Origin of the sequence: Bacillus sp. FSL K6-3149 (assembly GCF_038630515.1) — a bacterium.
GTDB classification, from domain to species: Bacteria; Bacillota; Bacilli; order Bacillales; family Bacillaceae; genus Bacillus; species Bacillus pumilus.
The window spans coordinates 458,551-481,590 of sequence record NZ_CP152034.1 but is presented as its reverse complement, the minus strand read 5'-3'; the positions used below and the strand labels follow the sequence as shown (position 1 = coordinate 481,590).

The window sequence follows — 23,040 nt, the reverse complement described above, 5'->3', positions numbered from 1 at the left end:
TTTCTTAACTAATAATCCCTGTTTGGGTAATATTCACTTTGACTTTTGGGATGATTTTTACATTTGGATAATCAGTGACCCAATTCATTTTCATATACTCATCATAATGTCTGACTCTATATTTTCTGCCTAGACTTAAGACGTCAGAATTTGCTTCTTGTAACGTAGCAACAATTTTTTCTGCTTCTTTTGTCAAGATGGTTGAAAGTCTTTTGTTCAGCATTTTAATTTTTTTGTCTGTATCAAGATTATCTTTTGGGTATTCAAGGACAGAAGTATTAAATTCAAATTTGAGTGAGTATGTTAAGTTTCGATGATCAGGATTCAGAATCTCGATGTCTCTCTTCACATCAGTGACTTGGATGGTGATGTAATTGTTTTCCTTTGACTTCATGTCACTTCTCACTTTTTTTGTGAAGTTGGCATAGTTGCCCATTTTTCCGTCCATGATGGTGAGCAAGATCGCATCTTGACCGTACAACTCGCCTTTCTTTTTCTCATTATCAAATAGGGCCACACCTTTTACACTGATTAATTTTTTCGATTGATCGAAATGGATTAAGGGCAATGTGAAGTCCTCTCCAGTCTGGAGCATTTTAGATCGAATACTTTGAATGTTTTTAGGTGCTACTTGGGATGAGCGTGATGCGGTTGTGATCAAGTTATTTAAATAGTCACTCACAATGAGCTTTTCCTTCAGCAGCGAGTTAATCACTTCTTCACAGGTCCCCCCTTGAACAACGGCGAGATTTGCGAGGAGGGGGCTTTTCGGATCACGATAAAACATATCTAAGTAGGGAAGAAGACGATTTTGGGCAAATTCATCACCGACCAGCATCACCCGCATTTTCGACATGTCTATTTTTTGATCCACAATCCGGCTGAAGTTGGTTCTTGCTTTCCTTAAAGTAGGTGCTTCCGTTGTGAGAAGAGTGGTTAAAAAGCTGCCTGTATTTCCTTGCTCCATACTTTGAGACTGCTGCACCTTTCGATAAGTAATCGAGTACTTGGCATTGTCATCCTCTCCTTGATCAACAGCAGAGGTTAAAACAAGAGAGATATTCTTTAATAAGTTTTGATCCCAGCAGCCAGGCATGAATATGAGAGACACACACATGAGCAAAGTCAGTATGTACTTATGACGCATGTGATTTCACCTTCCCTTTACGATGTTTGAAAAAGATGATAATTGCCATAAAGATCGGGAGTGTGTAAATAAATGAATATTGCGCAATGGTGGTAAAGTCATTAAAACGTTGAATTCTAAAATTATCGGTTGCAAGATAGCAGCTAGCCGCATAGATCAAAATGGCAAAATAAAAGACGTATTTTTTGTGGTCTTTTTTCTTGAGAATACTTGCTACGCCATTTGCACAAAAGTAAAGATAATTACTGAGTGTGGCAAGAATGATAAATACCCAGAAACTCAGAAAAATCAGATCTGTCCGCTCAATCACACCGAACGAAATGGTTTTTAACAGATAAAGAACAGGATTTGGAATGATTTTAAGCTCAATCGGGCTGAAAAACATAAAACAAATCACTGTGATAAAGAGGTAGTAAAGAGTCGTGCATATATTGGCAATGGTCATGACCTTGTATCGCGCTTTAATGGTGCCTTTCATCAGTGGAGAGATGATCAAAATCATTTCAAATCCATTCATAGATAATACAACATCTTTTAATCCAAGCTGAAATTGAGAGAAGTCCGTTTGGAAAAAGGGCATAAGGTAGTCGATATTGGTTCCTTTTAATGAATACAGCATGATGAGAGACAACAAGAGTAAAAAAGGAGTCAGAATAAAGTTGAATCTGACAATCGCTGTAATTTGTTCCTTGGCGATGTAAAGGATGGATATCATGAGTAGTAGGTTGATCACCCAATTAGGTGTAAGTGGTAAAACCCATATACCCAGAATTCTCGTGAAAATAGATAGAACGACAATACAGACTGAGGCGAAATAAATTGTATAAAGAGCCACTAAGATTCGCCCAATCCATTTTCCAAAAACCTCAATTAACGCCTCGAAAAATGATGTCTCAGGATATTTGTGAATGATATATATAAAAATGGTATTGATGATTTGGATAAAAAAACAAGCCAAAATGATAGCCATCCAGCCATCATGCCCCATATCTTTCATAAGCAAATGAGGCAGGGCTAAAATACCGACACCAATTTGAGATTGAATGATAAAAAAGACAGCTTGAGATGGAGATATTTTATTTTTCATCTTGATTTTTCCATCCTCTCAAATTTTCAATTTGCTCTTTCTTTTTTGGATTTAAGTAAACAGGGCGTTTTTTATACATCCACATCGGTAATCGAATCACAGTGTCTTTTAAGTCCTGCCAGTTAAATGGAGTTACTGGAGATAAATACGGGACACCTAGTGATTCAAGGCGGCATAAATTCATCAGGACGATCGACAGGCCGAATGAAATGCCAATAAACCCAAACATCGATGCCATGAACATGAGCGGAAAACGCAGCATCCTGATGGTAGACGTCATTTCAAACGAAGGAAGAACAAAGGAAGCAACAGCGGTCACGGCGACCACAACGATAAGAACATTCGAAATGAGCCCAGCCTTTACTACCGCATCTCCAATGACCAAACCGCCTACGATCCCAATGGTCTGTCCAATTGGTTTTGGCAGACGCACCCCTGCCTCGCGTATGAGCTCAATCGTAATCTCCATCAGCATAGCTTCTATTAAAGGTGGAAAAGGAACGCCAATAATGGAATTTTTCATCGTAATCGCTAATTCATCCGGGACAACCTCATAATGAAAGCCGATGACCGCAATATAAAAAGAAGGCAAAATCACAGCGATGATACAGGCAACATAACGAAGAATACGAATAAACGTAGCTGGAATCCAGCGACTATTGTAGTCATCTGGTGATTGAAAGAAGCTAAAGAACGTAATAGGCAGAATGATAGCCATTGGACTGCCATCCATCAGCACAACAATTCTCCCCTCAAGAATGGCGGATCTCACTTTGTCAGGTCGTTCTGTATCAATGAGCTGCGGGAAGATGGAATATGAATCATCCTCAATCGCTTCTACAATAGAACCGGGGCTGAGCAGCGTGTCTACTTTAATGGAAGAAATTCGTCTGTTGACCTCATCTATCTTTTCTTGATTGGCAATATCAGAAATATAAACTGTCGCAACCTTTGTTTCAGATTTTGTGCCGATCTTATGATACTGGATCGCAAGTTTTCGATCATTTAAGTGTGACCGCAGTAAATATAAATTGGTATCTAAACTCTCAACAAACCCATCATGTGCGCCTGCAATAATACTTTCAGAAGAAGGTTCAGAAATGGAACGCAGCGGCGGCTGTCCAACGGCAAATATTTTGATCTGTGAGGATTTTTCATCAAGGAAAGCAATGCTTCCTGCAATAATGCTGTCGACAATCAGCGTCAAGTCTCCTGTTTCGAGTGTACTAAGTGATTTTGTATAGTTCTGCTCTCCAGGAGGACCGAGCAAGTTGCCGATAATGAAGTCGTTTAATTTGCTTTCTTCAACTCTTGTTTTAATATAAAACAGCACTGATTTCGTTTCATTCACCATTAATTCCCGGTATTCAAAATCGGCGCTTTGCTGAAATGCTTTCTTCAGGATTCGAATCTTTTCCTCAAAACCGCCTGATAAAAAGTGTAAGCGTGTTTGCTCATTCGTATTTGGCATCTTTAGCCTCCTCTCACAGTTTTTTAACCATAGTGTGAGCGGAGAGGCTGATTTTATTCGTCACCTTAGTTGAAAGCATGACATAAGCTGACAACTTTCAACTAAAATCATATTAAAAATGTTAAGAAATGATGAATCTTGATAAAAAGAAATGAATAATGTTTCATTGTTTAGGTCATAAGGAGCGAAATTCGTAATGAGAAGGCATTTCGAAATGATCAATAGTTTACATCTTATCCCAATTTTTCGTGACCTGAAAATAAGCATATGACTTGATTTTTTTAGAGATGACCTTTGTCATAGGTCAACACATAGCATTCTGAGCGCTGAGGATGACTTTCTAACCTGTTCCTTCAAAAATCGAAAACATTCCAAAACACGCACTATTCATTTAAAGCGTTGATATGACTGATGTTATAGAGTTTAAAGGGCTTTAAAACATTGATTCAAAATACATCTTAACAATTGTCAAAAAATTTAGGGAGAAAAGGACAAAAGATTTTTCGATGCTTGATGGTAACGCTTACTCTTGATTGAAGGCGAAATTCAGGCTGATTTTTGTCCGTCTTTTGGCCTTTTCATTTAAAGAGGAGCTAGGTCAATACACCTTCTGATTAGAGGAATTTGGCATACGAGGAAGTGAAAGATTATGTTACATAATACCGATTGTGATTTTATGCTGAACCTATATACTGTTGATTGAATTTACATATCACACTCATAAAAAAAGGAGATGTAGATAAGCGATGTGGTTAATCGTTATAGCCTGTGTCATCATGTTAGGGATTGGCTTTATTGAAAAGAAGCGTCACCAGAAAAATATCGATGCCCTACCGGTGCGCGTCAATATTAATGGTATTCGCGGAAAGTCTACCGTTACAAGATTGACAACCGGTATCTTAATGGAGGCAGGTTATAAAACTGTCGGCAAAACAACGGGAACAGATGCAAGAATGATTTATTGGGATACGCCAGAGGAGAAACCGATTAAAAGGAAACCGCAAGGACCGAATATCGGTGAGCAGAAGGAAGTTATGAGAGAAACCGTTGAAAGAGGAGCAAATGCCATCGTCAGTGAATGTATGGCGGTAAATCCAGATTACCAAATCATCTTTCAGGAAGAGCTGCTTCAAGCGAATATTGGCGTGATCGTAAACGTTCTTGAAGATCATATGGACGTCATGGGGCCGACACTTGATGAAATAGCAGAAGCCTTTACAGCGACAATTCCTTACAATGGACACTTGGTTATTACGGATAGTGAATATACGGATTTCTTTAAAGAGATTGCGAAAAAACGCAATACAGAAGTCATTGTTGCAGATAATTCCAAGATTTCTGATGAGTATTTGCGGAAATTTGAGTACATGGTCTTCCCAGATAATGCCTCACTTGCACTTGGTGTTGCACAGGCATTGGGAATTGATGAAGATACGGCATTCCGAGGAATGTTAAATGCGCCGCCTGATCCAGGAGCGATGAGAATTCTTCCATTAATGGATGCGAAAACGCCTGGACACTTTGTAAATGGTTTTGCGGCAAATGACGCATCATCTACATTGAACATTTGGAAGCGTGTGAAAGAAATTGGATATCCAACAGATGAACCGATTATTATCATGAACTGCCGTGCGGATCGTGTAGATCGAACGATCCAGTTTGCGGAGGATGTACTTCCTTATATTGAAGCAAGTGATCTCGTCTTAATTGGTGAAACAACAGATCCAATTGTAAAGGCATATGAGGATGGAAAAATTCCGGCTGACCACTTACACAACCTTGAATATCAATCTACAGAAGAAATTATGAACATGCTTGAGAAAAAGCTTCATAATCGAGTGGTTTATGGAGTCGGCAATATTCATGGTGCCGCTGAACCGTTAATCGAAAAAATTCAAGAATACAAAATTAAGCAGCTTGTCAGCTAGGAGGAAATATAGAAAATGTTCGGATCAGATCTTTATATCTCGTTAATTTTAGGTGTTCTACTTAGTTTAATCTTTGCAGAAAAAACAGGAATCGTACCAGCTGGACTTGTTGTCCCAGGTTATCTGGCGCTTGTATTTAACCAGCCAGTCTTCATTTTAGTTGTCTTATCTGTCAGCTTGCTTACGTATGTCATCGTTCGCTTTGGTCTATCGAAATTTATGATTTTATACGGACGCAGAAAGTTTGCTGCGATGCTGATTACAGGGATTGCCTTAAAGCTAGTCTTTGATTTCTTCTACCCAGTGGTCCCATTTGAAATAGCAGAATTCCGCGGAATCGGTATTATCGTTCCTGGATTGATTGCAAATACGATTCAAAAACAAGGTCTTACGATGACCCTTGGAAGCACGTTACTTCTAAGTGGTGCAACATTTGCCATCATGTATGTTTACTATCTATTTTAAGATAAGGTGTGTCCAATGATGAATAAAAAATTGAGCTTTCAGGAAAAGCTGCTGAAAATCACAAAGAACCAAAAGAAAAAAACGAATAAACACGTGCTGATTGCTTTACCGATCGTCATTGCTTGTACATTTCTATTTACGTTTATCGGGCAAGCAAAAGTGCCAACTGTACAAAAGAATCCAGAAAACATCCTGACCGCTTCGTTTGTCGGTGACATTATGTTTGGAAGAAACGTAGAGAAAGTAACAGACCGTTATGGAAAACAGCATCTCTTTCGCTATGCTAAACCATACTTTGATGTGTCAGATTATGTGACTGGTAACTTTGAGCATCCAGTCGCATCAGACCGGGAACAAGCGGCGCAAAAGAATATTCATTTAAAAACAGATGAGGATTCTGTCAAAGCGTTGAAGGATTTGAATTTCTCTGTATTAAACTTTGCGAATAACCATGCGGCAGACTATGGTGAAAAAGGGCTAAACAAAACGATTGATGCCTTTAAACAAGCTGACATGGATTATACAGGCGCAGGCCATAACCTTCAGGATGCGAAGCAGAACATTTCGTATAAAGAAGTAAATGGTGTCAAAATCGCTACACTTGGTTTTACTGATGTGTATGGGAAAGATTTTAAAGCAACGAATCGCCAGGCCGGTATCTTGCCAGCCGACCCATCTATCTTTATTCCGATGATTTCGCAGGCTGCTGAAAAGGCAGATGTCGTCGTTGTTCATGCTCACTGGGGACAGGAGTACAACAATGAGGTAAACGATAGACAAAGAGAATTGGCAAGAGCGATGTCTAAGGCTGGTGCTGATATCATTATCGGTGCTCATCCGCACGTTCTTGAGCCAATGGAAGTCTATAACGGCACGGCGATCTTCTATAGCTTAGGAAACTTTATTTTTGACCAAGGCTGGTCAAGAACACGTGATTCTGCACTTGTTCAGTATCATCTGAATGAAGATGGAAAAGCGACATTTGAAGTGGTCCCAATGTACATCAAAGAAGCAACACCTGCTCCGGTTAAAGCAGGATCATTTGAATCAAAATCCATTATCCGTATGCTGACAAATGGTACGAATGCGGATTGGAAAGAAAAAGACGGACACATTTTCTTTGAAGTAGATCACACTGATAAAGTTAAACACTTAAAAGAAAACGGAGGGAAAGAGAAGAAATGAAATTTCTAAAAGCAAGCTGGCCGTTTGTTGCGTTAATTTTAGTCTTTGTCTTTATGTCTGCTTTTAAATTTAGTGACAGCCTCACAGATCATGAAAAACAAAAGATCTCGGTTGAAATGCAGAAAATCGAACAACAAAAACAGTCAAAAACGGAAGCAAGTAAATAACTCTAACGAGCATAGAGGGCACGCATTGCGTGCTCTTTTTTGTCGAAAAAAGGTGTAAAAGGTTAGGTGTCATGCCGAAACTATAGAAGAAAGGAGGGGAAAGATCATGAAGTGGAAAGGAATAGTGATTGGTGGGTGCGCGCTCGTAGGGCTCATGTTCATGTCTCAATCAGAAGCAGTTGCTCAAACAGCGTCTCCTTTGCAGCAAGCGGAAAAGCTGATTGGAACACCTTATCATAAAGGAGGAACCGATCCAAAAACGGGCTTTGACGCATCAGGGTTTACGCAATATGTGTACAAGACATCAGGCGCTTTTGATTTGCCGCGGAAGGTAATCGATCAGTATCAGATTGGAAAAAAGGTATCATGGGACAAAGCCCAGCCAGGTGACCTTGTATATTTTCGAAGCCTTGAAGAAACAAAGGATATCCCGACACATGTAGGATTTTACGCTGGTAACGATCAGGTCATTCACATCACGCTTAGTCAAGGTGTGGTGAAAACAAACGTCAGCAAAAGCAAATACTGGACGGACCGATTTTATGCAGTCAAACGACTTCCCGGCACACCGGAAATCTCGGATAATCGTCTTGTGAAAGATGCGATGAAATATGTAGGTATTCCTTATGTATTTGGTGCAGCAGACCCTAAAGTTGGCTTTGATTGTTCAGGCTTTTTACAATATGTATTTGAAAAATCACTAGGGATTTATTTGCCTCGAAGTGCTGAACAGCAGTGGATGGTTGGAGAAAAAGTGGCATTAGATGATATACGTCCTGGGGATTTTGTCTTTTTTAGCAACACATATAAGCCAGGCATTTCTCATGTAGGGATGTATATTGGGGGCGACCGTTTTATTCATGCGAGCCGTTCGGAAAGTGTCACGATTTCTTATTTGTCCGAATCGTATTGGCGCGAAAAATGGACAGGTGCGAAACGATTAACGGAGCTGAAATTAGCAAAAGAAGACCCGATTGTCTCAAAAGCCGCTACGTATATTGGTGAAGTTCCTTATGTTAAAGGTGGGACGAATCCAAAGCAAGGCTTTGACACAGCAGGGTTCACACAATATGTGTATCGTGAAGTGCTTGGTATTGAGCTGCCTCGTTATGCGTCAGGTCAAGTCAAGGCAGGTACGCCTGTGAAACGGTCGGAGCTGAAGCCGGGAGATCTCGTTTTCTTTAGAGGCACGTCATTGATGCCGGCGATTTATGCAGGGTCAAATCAAGTCATTCATGTGACCGTCTCAAATGGTGTCATGCTTACGAATATAAAAACAAGTACGTACTGGAAGGATAAGTATGAGACGGCAGTTCGAATTAAAAAATAAAGAAAAAGCCCGATCAATGCTCGCATCGGACTTTTAGACTTCTCTCTAGGCGCTGATCACACAAGCGTCTTTTTTTCATGGAATTGATTTTGTAAAAGCAAATCAATAAAGTAAGCAACACCGTCTTCATGATTGCCTTTTGTCATATAAGTGCTCTTTTCTTTAATGACATCGACTGCATTCCCCATAGCAATGCGGTGGCCTGCTTCCTCAAACATGGATAGATCGTTGGGGCTGTCACCGATCGCATAAATATGTGAGCGGTCTACGCCATAATGAGCTGCGAGTTTTTTGAGAGCATGTCCTTTTCCAGACTCTTTTGGAAGAACCTCAATGATATGTTTTCCAGAAGAGGTCAATGAAAGCTCAGGCATTTCCGCGAGAAGATCTCGAGCTTCCTGTAGTTTGTTCATATCAAACGAGAAGCAGAGTAATTTATAGGTCGCTTCATTCGACCCAAAAATCTGACGAATATCATCCACTGGTTTGATGCCGAATTGTTTGAATTGAGTCATTGCCCCTTCCCATAAATCAGCTATATCTTCATTTGGATTCGCGCTTTTGATCACATCAAATTCTGCTTTCAGCTTCTCTTTTCCATCAAAAGGAGAGAGGAGCGCATCGTCCGTGTAAACCTCAAAGTAAATGTTTCGTTCTACTAAAGCCTGAGCCGCTCGTTTTCCTGCTTCTTGGTCAAGTGTGATACGGCTGAAAAGTTCGTGACCTTCTGTATGAACGGTTCCGCCGTTTGCTGCAATAATAGGAATGTCCAAATCGCCAAGCAGTTCCTTCACGTCAAAAGTCGCCCGCCCTGTACAGATGGTGACAATATATCCCGCTTCCTTCGCACGAATCAATGCTTCCCGGTTTTGAGCAGATATTTCACTTTTTGTATTTAAAAGTGTACCGTCTAAATCAATCGCAATCATTTTTTTCATCGCTGTCAAATCCTCCTTCATGCATGCAATCGCCTCTTCAAAGTATGTACGATTTCGTTCATTCTCATGAGCAATACGATGCTTGTCCTCTCTATCAAGGCTAAACAAAAATGATCGAATGATCAAGGAAATAAGCCAAAGGGGGAAAATCTACATCATCGTCAATAAGAAAAAGCGCCCCTTAGGGACGCTTTCTGTTTATGATAATTCAAGCTGCTTCTTCAATTCAGTCTTCACTTCGTTTAGCTGGTTTTGATCCAATTGGTAATAATAAACTCCGTTTGGCTGGTAATCAGAGCCTTTCAGCTGAATGGTATCAACCGATTTCAATGACGTGAGAAGTGGGAAAAGCCCGACTAGCTCTTTCATTGAAAGGTTGGTCGCGACATTATCACCAAGTGTATCAATGATATTGTCATATGACGGAATAGATGTTAACGATTTTGATTTATCAAAAATGGCTTTTAATACTTCCATTTGACGCTGCCCGCGCATTAAATCACTATCTGCTTTTCTTGTTCTCACATATGCGAGTGCTTGATCACCGTCTAGCGTATGAGTACCTGTTTGAAGCTGTACCTTGCCCTTTGTATCTTTTAGAACCTGTTTGACGACATATTCATCCTTGACGTTAATAGAGACCCCGTTTAGTTCATTGACGATCTCTTTAAATGCTTTGAAATTACTTTGGATCACAAAATCAACCGGAATATCTAGTAAATCTTCGACTGTACTCAAGGTTAAATCTGCACCGCCAAATGCGTGTGCATGTGTAATTTTGTCATAGCCATGCCCTGGAATATTCACATATGAATCCCTTGGAATGCTTAATAATTTTACGGTTTTATTTGTACGATTGACGGTTGCTAAGACCATCGCATCGCTTCGTGCTTGTTTCACTGTTTCGCCCGGTCTGCTGTCAATACCAAGCAGCAAGACAGAAAAGCTGTCTTTCCCAGGATCGAATGCTTCAATCCGTTTGACAGATTGTGCGCCACGATCTAAAGATACTTGTGCTTTTTTTGCAGCGCTTGTCACTTTATAGTAGGCATAGCCTGTGACAGAAGCGGTTGTCAGTAAAAGGATACCGACTATAAATAGAGTGACTTTCACCCATGGTTTTAAACGCTTTTTTCCTTTGCGTTTGCTTCTTGATTGATCCATATATTTTAAACCCTCGCTATGATTTTTATAGTAAAGATGTCCTTCTTTTTGCTTACAAACTAAAACAAATATACCTTAAAACGGGATATAGTGCGACGTTTTTTTCACTAACGCTTAATTGACGTTTCCTTATCGTAAAAAGTTTCAATGATACGCAAATGAAATATATTTGTCATAAAACATCGAAATGTTTGAAGTGACAGAAAGTGAGGAAAATGATTTTCCATAGAGAAACATACAGTACATACAGAAACAAAAGAGGGGTTATGAACATGAAAAATCGGAATGGATGGCTTTATTTTTTCGGCGCACTTGGCGGCGCCTTATATGGCTATGATACAGGTGTCATTTCTGGCGCCATCTTATTTATGAAAGAGGATTTAGGGTTAAACGCAATTACAGAGGGACTTGTTGTCAGCTCGATTTTAATCGGAGCGATGCTCGGTTCCTCTTTATCTGGAAAGCTGACAGATCAATTTGGGCGGAAAAAAGCCATCATCGCCGCAGCGATTTTATTTATTATCGGCGGATTTGGTACAGCCCTTGCTCCGAATACGGAAGTGATGGTCTTATTCCGAATTGTGCTAGGACTTGCTGTCGGGTGCTCGACCACGATTGTTCCATTATATTTATCTGAACTTGCTCCAAAGGAATCGAGAGGTGCACTGTCCTCATTAAACCAGCTCATGATCACATTTGGTATTCTTCTCGCCTATATTGTGAATTACTCTTTAGCGGATGCAGAGGCATGGCGCCTGATGCTTGGAATTGCGGTCGTGCCTTCTGTGCTTTTATTATGTGGGATTATGTTTATGCCAGAAAGCCCCCGCTGGCTGTTTGTCCATGGACAGGCAGACCGTGCGAAAGAGATATTATCTAAACTCAGAAAAAGTAAGCAAGAAGTGGAAGAAGACATTTCAGACATTCAACAGGCGGAAAGTGAAGAAAAAGGCGGTTTTAAGGAATTATTTGAGCCATGGGTACGCCCAGCATTAATCGCTGGTGTCGGTCTTGCCTTTCTGCAGCAGTTTATCGGTACCAATACGATTATTTACTATGCACCAAAAACATTCACAAGCGTTGGTTTTGGTAATTCAGCGGCCATTTTAGGAACCGTCGGAATTGGGGCAGTGAATGTTGTCATGACGTTTGTGGCGATTAAAATCATTGACCGTGTAGGGCGTAAAGCGCTGCTCTTATTTGGGAATGCTGGCATGGTCCTAAGTTTAATAGTCCTGTCAGTGGTCAATCGATTTTTCGAGGGGTCAACAGCTGCGGGATGGACGACTATTATTTGTTTAGGGCTCTTTATCGTCATCTTTGCTGTCAGCTGGGGTCCTGTCGTTTGGGTCATGCTTCCTGAGCTGTTTCCGGTACATGTCCGAGGAATCGGTACAGGCGTCTCTACCTTCCTCCTTCATACAGGGAATTTAATCATCTCGCTTACATTCCCAACTTTACTGAGCGCGATGGGTATTAGTAATCTTTTTCTTATTTACGCGGTCATCGGCGTAGGCGCCTTCTTGTTTGTGAAATATATGGTGACTGAAACGAAAGGGAAAAGTCTTGAAGAAATTGAAGAAGATTTAAAAAAGAGGAACCGTTCTGTCACAGGTGACGAAGGAAAAACGGTGTGAACAATGACCGGCTGCCCGCATGCAGCTGGTTTTTCTTTGTTAAACAAACGTTTAATCAAGAAAGGACAATCTCTCATCTTCTGAACGTGCTGCATATGACATACATATGGAATAGGCGGGCGAAAGGTGGAAATGAGATGAAAGGGAAAACGAGCATTGTCATCCTGACATATAATGAACTGCATTTAACGAAAAAATGTATCGACAGCATCAAGCAGCATACCCGAAGTGACCAATATGAACTCATCATCGTTGATAATGCGTCAACCGACGGGACGAAGGAATATGTGAGAGAGCTGAAAGATGTGATTTTCATAGAAAATGCAGAAAATCGAGGCTTTGCAAAGGGCTGTAATCAAGGAGCAAAAAAAGCGACTGGGGATAGCATTCTCTTTTTAAATAACGACACGATCGTCACGGAAAACTGGCTTTCTCCATTAAAAGAGGCGTTATTTGCATCAGAACGTATCGGGATGGTAGGGCCAGTCTCCAATTATGTGAGCGGTCCTCAAATGGTCGAGCCAACGTATACAGATGTAAAGGAGCTTCCAGCCTTTGCGAAGAATTATACGGCTGCAAAAAAAGGTCAGAGAACTTATGTACATCGGCTTGTGGGATTTTGTCTGCTTGTGAAAAGAGAGCTCATTGAAGAGGTGGGTTTATTTGATGAGAGGTTCGTGTATGGATCTTTTGAGGATGACGACCTTTGTTTGAGATCCTTGCTGAAGGGATATCAGCTTCAAATCGTTCACGATTCATTTGTGCATCATCACGGTCATGCAACCTTTCGAGCGAATCAAGAAACGAACATCTCTACATTGTTTGCAGAGAACAGGCTTCGGTTTTTAGATAAATGGGGCATTGATCTTAATTTGATGACCCCTCATCCGTACTTTGCGGCTCTGCTGCCTGAAGATGCTGTTTGTGTACTGGATGCGGGATGCGGCGCAGGAGCAACAGGGCTTGAACTAATGAATCGGCAGTCTGTTGACATGTACGGAGTAGAGGCTGATCCATTAAAAGCAGCCATCGCAAAGGCATATTACAAAGAAGTCATCGAGGCAAAAGCGGATGAGTACCCATGGTTAGAGAAAGAGGCTTTTTTTGATGCGGTCATTTTTTCGGATGTTTTAGAGCATGTGTCAGATCCTTGGCACATCATTGAACAAGCGCACGCATCTTTAAAGCCAGGCGGCGTGATCATTTGCTGCCTGCCCAACATGATGCATGCGGAGGTGCTTTTTCCGTTAATGACAGGGGATTTTACGTATCAAGATGTAGGAATTTTAGACCGAGGTCACCTGAGGTTCTTCACACCAAATACCATGCGTGCGCTTTTCCCAGATCATTTGTTTGAACGGGTGATTGAGCAGAGGATCAATGTTCCGATTGATCAAAACGTCCAATTGTTTTTTGACGAGGTGGCAAGAGTAGGAGCGTCACTTGGCTTTCAAACAAAAGCGTTGACTGATCAAGTGACCTTGTATCAGCTTCTCATCGTCGTGCGTAAAAAAGGCGGCTCCCCTTCGGGATAACCGCCTTTTTGCTTTACCATTTAAAGCTTTTTGTTGCACCTTCTGCACCAAAGTTCAAGATGCTGACTTTGACATCGTAATCAATAGCTGCTTCTTGGAAGAGCCTATCCCACTCGGTACCATGCTGATCCCAATAGTCAGGATATTTCATACGGAACTGCTGGTTGAAAAATATGGGATCAACGCCCACTTCTTTTTGCACATGATGGACCGCTTTTTGAATGCGTTCTTTAATTTTATGAGCAAAAATCCGCTCAAATCGTTTGATGTACTGCTCATCGAATGAGTTTTCAGGAGGATTTTGATCCTCAGACAATTTTCCATTTGTTTGTATGTTAATTTTAAAGGATACCTTTCCATCTTTCAGATAGGGCTCGACCTTCGTTTTTGCTTTTTTAATTTCATACGTTATCGGATAACCTTTGTAGGTGGCAGGTACAACGCCGCCTGAGATACGGTCCATCACCCAGTTTAAAGATTGGACATCATTTGCTGGGATAAAATCGATCAGCTTACGTGTTTTTCCGTGAATGATGCCTGCTCCATCATAAATAAGTTCACCGTCTATCGCATCTACACTTTGCACAAGGAAGCTAACGCCCATCTGAAAGTAATCAGACGCCCGGCCAATACGTGTTGGCGGTACGATCTTTCCGTTAAAGCTTCGATTTTTAGATGTTTCGAAGATATGCTCAACTGGGACCTTTTGCTGTGATTTCAATTTTTGGTTGACGACTTTTGACGCATCTCCTCGTGTCACGAGGAGATAGCTGCTGCGCCGAACCTCATCATCTCGAATAAAATGATTGAGTGTTCCTTGAATATCGTGATGCTCCGCCTGAGTTTTACCAAACAAAAAGATTTTCAAGTGATCACTATAGATCGGCGGGTCCTTCAAGGCGACATTACTGACAGCCTCCAGCACATTTTTTCCCTTCGAGACAACATTCACATAGCTGGGAGAATCGGCTTCTTGTGTTCCGCCTGTTTTCGGTACAAGGTTTTGGTAGGTCAGCTTAACGCCATCCTCGTCTTCCTCGTCAATACCAACACCGCGTACAAACGATAGTTTTTCAATATCCTTTAAATCCCAGCATCCTGCTGATAGAAGAAAAAGGCAGCAGGAAAAAAAGAATAACAGTACACGCCTTCCTCTCATGCAGAACGACCTCCCCATTTTTTGCGTATCATCAGCAGAACAGCTGTAATAAAAGGAATGGCTAAAACCGCGAACAATGCGTAGCCGAGTAAAGTAGAGTAGTAAAAGACTTCATTGATATTTTTCGGAAATAAAGAGAGGGCAGAGGTAATCAAAAACAGCAGCCAAAGCAGTCTCGTTACATTGGTCGTCTTAAAGACTGTGTGGCATCCTTTAATGGCAAATTGGAAAAAGCCAAGCATGCAAATAAACTGCTGGCACGTCCAGATCGTCAGTAAAAAAATATCAAATCTTTCAATGAAGACCCCTTCAAGTTCTAGTGCTTGAATGAGTGAGACAGTGGGCCAGGTGAGGGATTTTGTTTCTCCCACTGTCATGGAGCCAATCACAATAAAAAGTGTGAGCGAGTACACGAGGGTTGTAATTCCAACTCCAATGGCAGCGGCCCATTTCGCCTTCGACCATTTGTCTTTATAAATGAGTGGTACAACAAACAAAATGACCTCAAAGCCTGTAAATTGAATAAATGTTTGAGAGAACAAATTACTGAAATCTTTAAACCCGTGCGCCATGACAGGACGTAAATAATCAAAATCAAATATTTTCAGACAAAACAGCATGAGCCCAATGTAAATGATCAAGGCGATGGGATAAATGTACGTGACCATTTTGACGACTGGAAAGATACCACTTTTCAAATGATAGATCGCCACGAGAAGAAAAATCATCACAATCACTGCCATGGGAGTCGATTCCAGCAGGAAAAATTGGACAACTTCCCCGAGTACACGCGCTTCAAAACCGACAATGCCTAGTAAATAGGCAATCAGCATTAAATTAAAGAACGTGCCAATGATGGCACCGGCTCCTTTTCTATTTGACTCAAAAATAGTATCCGGCGCATTTTTTTCAGCAATCCATCCTAACAAAAAAGCAACGAAAGCAAAGATGACTCCCTGTATTAATACAATGATCCAGCCATCAGGGAATCCTGAATTGGCAGAACTGCGAGGAATGGTTAAAATTCCAGCGCCTATCATTGTAGAGCTGCACAGAATGGTGACTTGTAACAATGATAGCTTCTCAGCTCTGTACATCGTTTAATCTCCTTGTCTTTTGAGATTTTTTATTTTTGCTGTTTTCGGTCTCGATTTAAATAGCCCAATTGGTAAACGTACGTACGTATCCTTTAAATCTGAAAACGGTGAAGACAAAACAGGTGTGAAATAGTCAAAACCAAAGGTCTTTAATTGCATCAGGTGACAAAGCACAAATAAATAACACATGATTAAGCCATATAACCCAAACATCGCTGAACTGAAAATAGCCATAAACCGCAAGATGCGTAGCGGGAAACTAAAGTCATAGGATGGTGCCGTAAAGTCAGCAAGTGCAGTCAGCGACACAATAATCACCATTAAGGCACTGACAATATTGGCTTGGACAGCCGCCTGACCAATGATGACGCCGCCAATGAGCCCAATTGTCTGCCCGATGGCTCTAGGAAGCCGAAGTCCAGCTTCCCGCAGCAGCTCTATCGTAAAAGACATAAGAATCGCCTCAACAACAGGAGGGAACGGAACATTCTGCCGGCTGCCTGCGATGGTGAGTGCCATCCGTGTGGGTAATAAGCCTGGATGATAAGAGACAAGTGCAATGTAAAGCCCAGGTAAAAAAATCGTGAGCAGCACGGCGATATAACGGAGTAAACGTAAAAGAGTCGCGCTAGTCCATCTCTGATAATAATCTTCAGGTGATTGCATCAAGGCTGTAAAGGTCATCGGTAAAATGAGCGCAAAAGGAGTGCCATCGAGTAAAATTGACACTTTTCCTTCAAGCACAGATGCAATCACTCGGTCAGGACGTTCTGTATTTTGAATCTGCGGAAAAATGGAGATGTGGCTGTCCTCAATTAGCTGTTCAATATAGCCGGTTTCAGGGATGTCATCCATTTTGATTTCGGTCATACGTGATAAAACATCTTCTACTAATTTAGGGTCAACAATATCACGAACGTACACAAGGGCTGCGGACTTCTTATTGCGAGTACCTACATTTACCTTTTGAATGACAAGGTTTGGGTCGTTTGCCCGCTCACGGATCAAAGCCGTGTTTTTTTCAAGATTTTCAATAAAACCGATCCGAGGCCCTCTTACAAGGACTTCCGATTGTGGCTCTTCTACTTCTCTAAATTGAAAAAGGTTCGTTTGGAGCGCAAGTGCTTGAGTCGCGCCATCTACAAATAAAATAGCCCTGCCGTTATATAACTGCTCGATGGCAAGGTTCATATCCTCCAGCACGTCATTTTGGATGCCAAAGAACGTTTTAGACAGGGCTGGAAGCGTACTAGAATCAACCTCGGTGATAGCCAGTTCCTTTTGCATGGGTGAAATGATTTGTTTGGAAATCATCTCAAATTCTGTGAGTCCTTCAACGTACATGAGACATGCAGAGATAGCAGAAGGGCCAAATGAAAATGAGTGGAACACGATATCATCACTTTTCCCAGCAAAGCTTTTGACGCGCTTGATGACGGACGCTATATCTTGTTCAATACGACTTTTCATAATACCTCACCCTCATGTCATGTTTTTTATAGAGTGACTCGGATGGTGGAGAATTATGCAAATAGAAAAAAGAGAATCCCTGCAAATAGGAATTCTCTCGTCTGTTTATCTCGCAAGCCAGCCGCCATCAACCGCTAAAATATGACCGTTCATATAATCGGAGGCTGGTGAGCTAAGGAAAACAGCCGCACCGGCTAGATCCTCAGGCTTTCCCCAGCGCCCGGCAGGGATTCGTTTGAGAATCTCTTCATTTCGATTCTCATCGTCCCGAATGGCTTGCGTGTTATTGGTCGAAATGTAACCAGGAGCGATCGCATTCACTTGTATATGCTGGTTCGCCCATTCGTTTGCAAAAGCCTTCGTCAGCCCTGCGACTGCGTGTTTACTTGCTGTATAAGCGGGGACAAAGACGCCGCCTTGAAACGATAGAAGGGAGGCGATATTGACGATTTTCCCTTGCCCATTTTTCAGCATCTGCCGCCCAACCCTTTGGGTGAGGAAAAAGAGACTATTGATATTCACATCCATGACCGTATGCCAATCTTCCTCTGAATAATGAGCGGCCTGCTCTCTTTTAATGGTGCCAGCATTATTGATTAAAATATCGATCGTATGCTTTTGTAACATGGCATCGACAGCCTGCTTTGCAGTTTGAGGGTCGGAAAAGTCAACCTGAACCGCCTGAAACGAGCGGCCCGCCTGTTCGACTAGCGCTTTCGTTTCCTCAAGCGGTGTGTGGTGGTATGTGCCAATAATATCTGCGCCTGACCTGGCAAGCGCCACAGCAATGCCCTGCCCAATGCCGGTTCCAGGACCTGTCACAAGGGCTGTTTTGCCTTCAAGAGAAAAGAGGGACGCTACATAGGATGCTATCGTCATCACATTACCTCAGCTGGTCCATTGGGATAAAGTCCATATCTTTAAACGTATAGTTCTCGCCCGCCATCGCCCAAATAAATGAATAATTCGCTGTACCCGAGCCTGAATGAATGGACCAGGCAGGAGAAATGACCGCTTCCTCATTGGCCACAACGAGGTGTCTTGTTTCAGATGGCTCCCCCATAAAATGAAAGACACGAGCATCTTCTTCGATATCAAGATATAAGTACACTTCCATACGTCGATCATGAATATGAGCGGGCATCGTATTCCACGTGTTATTGGTTTCCAGCTGAGTGATTCCCATCATGAGCTGACAGCTTTGGATGCCGTTTGCGTGGATGACTTGATACAGGTTTCGTACGTTTGAAGCAGACGCTTCCCCTAAGTGATTCGGTGTTAATTCAGCGATAGCTGCTTTTTGCGTAGGGTACGCTTGATGAGCCGTGGCGGATACAAGATAGAACTTGGCTCCCTCGCCGGATGAACTAGCAAACTGTACATCTTCGTGTCCAAGCCCAATATATAAGAAATCTTTGTGCTCCAGTACAAAGGCTTCACCATCGACAGTGACTGTTCCTTGACCGCCGACATTTACAATGCCGATTTCTCGTCTTTCAAGGAAATATTCTGTACGTAGAAAGTCGCCGGCATCTAATTTGAGCGGCTCTGTAGATGGCATGACTCCGCCAATCACCACGCGGTCCTCATGTGAATAGTAGAGCTTTAATTCACCGCTGACGAATAGTGTAGGAATATGAAAATGACGACGAAGTTCCTCTGTTGTAAAACGTTTGACCTGCTCAGGATGTACAGCATAACGATTTTCCATTTGAAATAAGCCTCCCTTTCCATCTGAAACAAAGTGTGGGTATTTTATTTGGTATCGGTTTCAAGGAAAATTTTAGAGGAAAAAGAGCATGCCGTCAACCGTTATTTTGAAATCGCTTTCTTTTTGTTTATTTAAATGGTTTTTTGTCATCTCCAAGCAAAAAAATCTTCTGGAATTCAAGAAATTATGATATGCTCTTTTTAAGTTATTTGAAATCGGTTTCGAAACAAATGAGAAGACATTGATTGTGGGAGTTTTTTGAATGAAAGAGAAAAAGCAAACGAAAGTGACCATCAACGAAGTGGCCGCTTATGCAGGTGTTTCAAAATCAACTGTATCCAGATATATCAATGGCAGAACAAATGAAATTTCTACTGAAAAGGTCAAAAAAATTAAAAAAGCCATTGAGGAACTGCATTATCGTCCGAGTCAGCTCGCACAAGGTTTGAAAGTAAGAAAAAGCAAGGTCATTGGGTTCATTGTAGCCGACATTACGAACCCATTCTCTGTAGCGACACTTCGCGGAGTCGAAGAAATTTGTGATGAATATGGATACAGCATCATGGTATGCAACACAGATAACCGACCAGAAAAAGAACGAGAAATGCTCCTCAAGCTGAATGCACATTATATTGAAGGGCTCATCATCAATACGACAGGTCAGAACAATGACATTCTGCAGGATTTGAAGGAAAACGGTGTGCCGATTGTCCTTGTTGACCGGAAATTACCTGAACTAAAAGTCGACACAGTGACAACGAATAACCGTGATATCACCATCCAGTTGCTTCAACAAATGTATGAGAAAGGCTATGAGCACATCGCCTTCTTTACTGAACCGGTCGATGGAATCAGTCCTCGTGAAGAACGAAAAGAAGCATATGAACAGACAGCCATGAGTAAATATAAGAAGCCGCTCATTGCAGAAATTGATTTGAAACAAAAGGAACAACTGCGAGAAGAGATTGTCCATTTTGTACAATCAAGCCAGCAAAAAAAAGCGATTTTAGCAGCCAATGGATTACTTATGCTGAAGCTGATCAGTGAGCTTGTAGAACTCGGGTTAAAGATTCCAGAAGATATAGGCATCGCCGGCTTTGATGATACAGAATGGTATAAGCTGATTGGGCCTGGAATCACAACGGTTGCCCAGCCATCTCATGAAATGGGGAAAGCCGCCATGCAAAAAATCAAGACTCGGCTTGAAGGGGATGAAAGTGCGCCCCAAACCATTCAGCTTGATGGAGAAATCATTGTAAGAAAATCCTTATAAACAGCCAGAGAAGAGTATACATACGTGAATGCTCTCTCTTTTTCAACTAATTTGAAACCGGTACCAAGAAAGGGGAGAAATGAGTGAAAGCATTGGATGCGGTCACATTTGGGGAATCAATGGCGATGTTTTACGCAAAAGAAGCCGGAGAGCTTCATCAAGTGCATACATTTCAAAAGGCGCTTGCTGGTGCCGAAAGTAACGTGGCAGTCGGTTTGGCGAGGCTAGGTTTTGATGTGGGATGGATGAGCAAAGTCGGAGCAGATTCACTTGGCACATTTATTTTAGAAGAGCTTCAAAAAGAAGGAGTCGATACAAGTGCAGTGATCCGATCAAATGATGGGGCTCAAACAGGGATATTACTTAAATCCAAAGTGATGGATGGAGATCCTGACGTCACGTATTATCGCAAAGGCTCTGCTGCGAGCACAATGAGTCCTAGCGACTTTCCCGCGAATTATTTCAAACAGGCAGGACATCTCCATATGACAGGTATTCCACCTGCATTATCCAATGAAATGAGAGCGTTTTCTTTTCATGCTCTTCAAAAGATGAAAGAAGCAGGCAAAACCATTTCATTTGATCCAAACCTTCGGCTGCAGCTATGGGAAGAGGAGGAAGATATGATCCATACAGTGAATCAGATCGCTTTTCAAGTAGATTGGTTTTTTCCGGGGCTTGCAGAAGGGCAAAGGCTCACAGGCTATCACGAGCCGGAAGAGATTGCCGATGTTTATTTGCAAAAAGGCGTCAAGCTTGTGGTCATTAAGCTCGGTGCAGAAGGTGCCTTTTATAAAAGTGCAGCCAGTCAGGGGATTGTGAGCGGCTTTTATGTGCCAAATGTCGTGGATACAGTCGGTGCCGGTGATGGGTTTGCCGTGGGGGTTATCAGCGGTTTACTGGACGGTTTATCATATGAAAAATCTGTGACAAGAGCCAATGCTGTAGGGGCTCTTGCGGTGATGTCTCCAGGCGATAAGGACGGCCTGCCTACTCGGGAAGAGCTTCAGGCCTTTATGAAAGACGCCAAACGATATCAGAGACGGGAATATATGAAGGGGGACGAAGGATATGGGAAAGTCAGCAAGTTTGAGCGTTAAAGAACGTCTCGCGGCTTGTAAGCTGATCGCAGTGGTGAGAGCGGGGAGCGAAGCAGAAGGCATTAAGATCATAGAGCGTTTAAAGAAAAAGGGCGTTCGTGCCATTGAAGTGACGTATACCACGCCCAATGCGGAACGCATCATCGCATCCTTTCAGCATGAGCAAGATCTGATTGTAGGAGCGGGCACAATCACCACCCTTCAGCAGGCGCAATCAGCCATTGACGCAGGCTCGCAATTTATTGTCAGTCCAGGATATCTTCCTGTCATTGGAGAGCATCTCTCATTTCACGACACACTCTATGTACCAGGTGTCCTCACCCCAAGTGAAATCATGCAGGCAAAAGCAGCTGGATACTGCTTGCTCAAACTTTTTCCAAGCGGCTCCTGCGGTTTATCCTATATGAAAAACTTACAAGGCCCATTTCCAGACATTGAATTTATTCCAACGGGGGGGATTCATCCAGCTGATGTGCCACAATGGCTGAAAGCAGGCGCAGTGGCTGTAGGTGTCGGAAGTCAGCTGGAGAGCAGTACAGCAGAAGAATTACAAGCGGTTCTTTCTTCATAAATAGGCGCTATCAAATGAACAACTGGCAGATGGATGCCGGTTGTTTGTTCGTTTATCTGACATAACAGCAGGTGAATGCTGACTCTTCACGTACAATGATCGTGAAGGAGTGATAGATGTGTACATTCAACAAGATACACTCACGGATGGACAAATAGAGCAGCTGATTACCGCTCATATAGAAGAAATGAAAGAGCATTCCCCGCCAGAAAGCATTCATGCCCTTCCGTTAGCTGATTTGAAAAAGCAAGATGTCACAGTGTGGAGTGTGCGGGATGGAGAGGAGCTTCTTGGCTGCGGAGCGTTAAAGGAGCTGTCTAGTGATCACGGCGAAATCAAATCCATGAGGACCGCAGCTCACCATATGCGAAAAGGTGTAGCAAGGTATATGCTGAACCATCTTCTCCAAGAGGCAAAAAGGCGCGGCTATTCACGTATCAGCTTAGAGACAGGTGCGATGTCTTTCTTCGAGCCAGCAAGAAAACTATATGAGAGTGTTGGGTTTTATATTTGTCCGCCTTTCGGTTCATATCACGAAGATCCAAACAGTTTATTTATGACAAAGGAATTATAGAGGTTGAGAGAGTATGCTTATAAGCAGCTCT

Annotated in this window: 21 protein-coding genes; 11 read left to right on the top strand and 10 right to left on the bottom strand. The window is 42.1% G+C overall.

The window, feature by feature from the left end:
- Positions 1-4: 4 nt before the first annotated feature.
- The 3 genes from MHB83_RS02475 to MHB83_RS02465 are packed head-to-tail and all read right to left on the bottom strand — an operon-like array spanning position 5 to position 3,705.
- Positions 5-1,147, bottom strand: a complete 1,143-nt coding sequence (locus MHB83_RS02475; RefSeq protein ID WP_050944402.1) for a Ger(x)C family spore germination protein — start codon at positions 1,145-1,147, stop codon at positions 5-7.
- Positions 1,137-2,234, bottom strand: coding sequence for a GerAB/ArcD/ProY family transporter (locus MHB83_RS02470; protein ID WP_050944400.1), 1,098 nt, complete (start codon positions 2,232-2,234; stop codon positions 1,137-1,139). Before MHB83_RS02470 ends, MHB83_RS02475 begins: the two co-directional genes overlap by 11 nt.
- Entirely contained in the window at positions 2,224-3,705 is a 1,482-nt protein-coding gene (locus tag MHB83_RS02465) for a spore germination protein (RefSeq protein ID WP_050944398.1), read from the bottom strand. The genes MHB83_RS02470 and MHB83_RS02465 overlap by 11 nt, the downstream gene beginning before the upstream one ends.
- 746 nt (positions 3,706-4,451) lie before the next feature.
- Between MHB83_RS02465 and pgsB the strand changes: the two genes are divergently transcribed.
- The 5 genes from pgsB (at position 4,452) to MHB83_RS02440 (ending at position 8,780) form a co-directional block, all read left to right on the top strand.
- Positions 4,452-5,633, top strand: a complete 1,182-nt coding sequence (gene pgsB, locus MHB83_RS02460) for a poly-gamma-glutamate synthase PgsB (RefSeq protein ID WP_012011489.1) — start codon at positions 4,452-4,454, stop codon at positions 5,631-5,633.
- Between the two features lie 15 nt (positions 5,634-5,648).
- Positions 5,649-6,098, top strand: a complete 450-nt coding sequence (pgsC, locus tag MHB83_RS02455) for a poly-gamma-glutamate biosynthesis protein PgsC (RefSeq protein WP_003213696.1) — start codon at positions 5,649-5,651, stop codon at positions 6,096-6,098.
- Positions 6,099-6,116: 18 nt separating this feature from the next.
- Positions 6,117-7,283: a CapA family protein gene (locus MHB83_RS02450; protein WP_342496607.1), complete on the top strand. Its 1,167-nt coding sequence runs from the start codon at positions 6,117-6,119 to the stop codon at positions 7,281-7,283.
- Complete coding sequence (locus MHB83_RS02445) at positions 7,280-7,450, top strand: hypothetical protein (protein WP_003213661.1); 171 nt, start codon at positions 7,280-7,282, stop codon at positions 7,448-7,450. The genes MHB83_RS02450 and MHB83_RS02445 overlap by 4 nt, the downstream gene beginning before the upstream one ends.
- A 106-nt stretch (positions 7,451-7,556) precedes the next feature.
- On the top strand, positions 7,557-8,780 hold the full coding sequence (locus MHB83_RS02440) for an NlpC/P60 family protein (protein ID WP_342496606.1): 1,224 nt from the start codon (positions 7,557-7,559) through the stop codon (positions 8,778-8,780).
- A gap of 56 nt (positions 8,781-8,836) precedes the next feature.
- On the opposite strand, the gene MHB83_RS02435 is transcribed toward MHB83_RS02440, so the two are convergent.
- Together MHB83_RS02435 and MHB83_RS02430 are read right to left on the bottom strand one after the other, a co-directional pair.
- Positions 8,837-9,718 carry a Cof-type HAD-IIB family hydrolase gene (locus tag MHB83_RS02435; RefSeq protein ID WP_342496605.1) on the bottom strand — a complete coding sequence of 294 codons (882 nt, stop codon included), beginning with the start codon at positions 9,716-9,718 and terminating at the stop codon, positions 8,837-8,839.
- A 198-nt stretch (positions 9,719-9,916) separates the two neighbouring features.
- Positions 9,917-10,882 (bottom strand): LCP family protein, encoded by a 966-nt coding sequence (locus MHB83_RS02430; RefSeq protein WP_003212964.1) that lies wholly within the window; start codon positions 10,880-10,882, stop codon positions 9,917-9,919.
- Positions 10,883-11,154: 272 nt separating this feature from the next.
- Here MHB83_RS02430 and MHB83_RS02425 point away from each other — a divergent pair, with 272 nt between their 5' ends.
- Positions 11,155-12,519: a sugar porter family MFS transporter gene (locus MHB83_RS02425; protein WP_342496604.1), complete on the top strand. Its 1,365-nt coding sequence runs from the start codon at positions 11,155-11,157 to the stop codon at positions 12,517-12,519.
- A gap of 137 nt (positions 12,520-12,656) precedes the next feature.
- Positions 12,657-14,054, top strand: a complete 1,398-nt coding sequence (locus MHB83_RS02420) for a bifunctional glycosyltransferase family 2 protein/class I SAM-dependent methyltransferase (RefSeq protein WP_050944392.1) — start codon at positions 12,657-12,659, stop codon at positions 14,052-14,054.
- Between the two features lie 13 nt (positions 14,055-14,067).
- Here MHB83_RS02420 and MHB83_RS02415 read toward each other — a convergent pair whose 3' ends face one another.
- The 5 genes from MHB83_RS02415 to kduI all read right to left on the bottom strand — a co-directional run bounded on the left by MHB83_RS02415 (position 14,068) and on the right by kduI (position 19,491).
- On the bottom strand, positions 14,068-15,213 hold the full coding sequence (locus MHB83_RS02415) for a Ger(x)C family spore germination protein (RefSeq protein WP_310025576.1): 1,146 nt from the start codon (positions 15,211-15,213) through the stop codon (positions 14,068-14,070).
- The gene (locus MHB83_RS02410) at positions 15,210-16,310 is read right to left on the bottom strand and encodes a GerAB/ArcD/ProY family transporter (RefSeq protein ID WP_050944387.1); all 1,101 of its coding nucleotides are present in this window, start codon (positions 16,308-16,310) and stop codon (positions 15,210-15,212) included. Before MHB83_RS02410 ends, MHB83_RS02415 begins: the two co-directional genes overlap by 4 nt.
- Before the next feature lie 3 nt (positions 16,311-16,313).
- Positions 16,314-17,780 (bottom strand): spore germination protein, encoded by a 1,467-nt coding sequence (locus MHB83_RS02405; protein WP_212045609.1) that lies wholly within the window; start codon positions 17,778-17,780, stop codon positions 16,314-16,316.
- Between the two features lie 105 nt (positions 17,781-17,885).
- Positions 17,886-18,659 carry a 2-dehydro-3-deoxy-D-gluconate 5-dehydrogenase KduD gene (gene kduD, locus MHB83_RS02400; RefSeq protein ID WP_342496603.1) on the bottom strand — a complete coding sequence of 258 codons (774 nt, stop codon included), beginning with the start codon at positions 18,657-18,659 and terminating at the stop codon, positions 17,886-17,888.
- Positions 18,660-18,663: 4 nt separating this feature from the next.
- Positions 18,664-19,491, bottom strand: a complete 828-nt coding sequence (gene kduI, locus MHB83_RS02395) for a 5-dehydro-4-deoxy-D-glucuronate isomerase (RefSeq protein WP_342496602.1) — start codon at positions 19,489-19,491, stop codon at positions 18,664-18,666.
- A gap of 262 nt (positions 19,492-19,753) precedes the next feature.
- On the opposite strand from kduI, the gene MHB83_RS02390 reads away from it, so the two are divergent.
- The 4 genes from MHB83_RS02390 (at position 19,754) to MHB83_RS02375 (ending at position 23,009) form a co-directional block, all read left to right on the top strand.
- Entirely contained in the window at positions 19,754-20,764 is a 1,011-nt protein-coding gene (locus MHB83_RS02390) for a LacI family DNA-binding transcriptional regulator (protein ID WP_342496601.1), read from the top strand.
- 119 nt (positions 20,765-20,883) lie between these two features.
- Entirely contained in the window at positions 20,884-21,864 is a 981-nt protein-coding gene (locus MHB83_RS02385) for a sugar kinase (protein WP_342496830.1), read from the top strand.
- Positions 21,836-22,435 carry a bifunctional 4-hydroxy-2-oxoglutarate aldolase/2-dehydro-3-deoxy-phosphogluconate aldolase gene (locus MHB83_RS02380; RefSeq protein WP_342496600.1) on the top strand — a complete coding sequence of 200 codons (600 nt, stop codon included), beginning with the start codon at positions 21,836-21,838 and terminating at the stop codon, positions 22,433-22,435. The genes MHB83_RS02385 and MHB83_RS02380 overlap by 29 nt, the downstream gene beginning before the upstream one ends.
- Positions 22,436-22,553: 118 nt before the next feature.
- Complete coding sequence (locus tag MHB83_RS02375) at positions 22,554-23,009, top strand: GNAT family N-acetyltransferase (RefSeq protein WP_050944379.1); 456 nt, start codon at positions 22,554-22,556, stop codon at positions 23,007-23,009.
- Positions 23,010-23,040 lie beyond the last annotated feature (31 nt).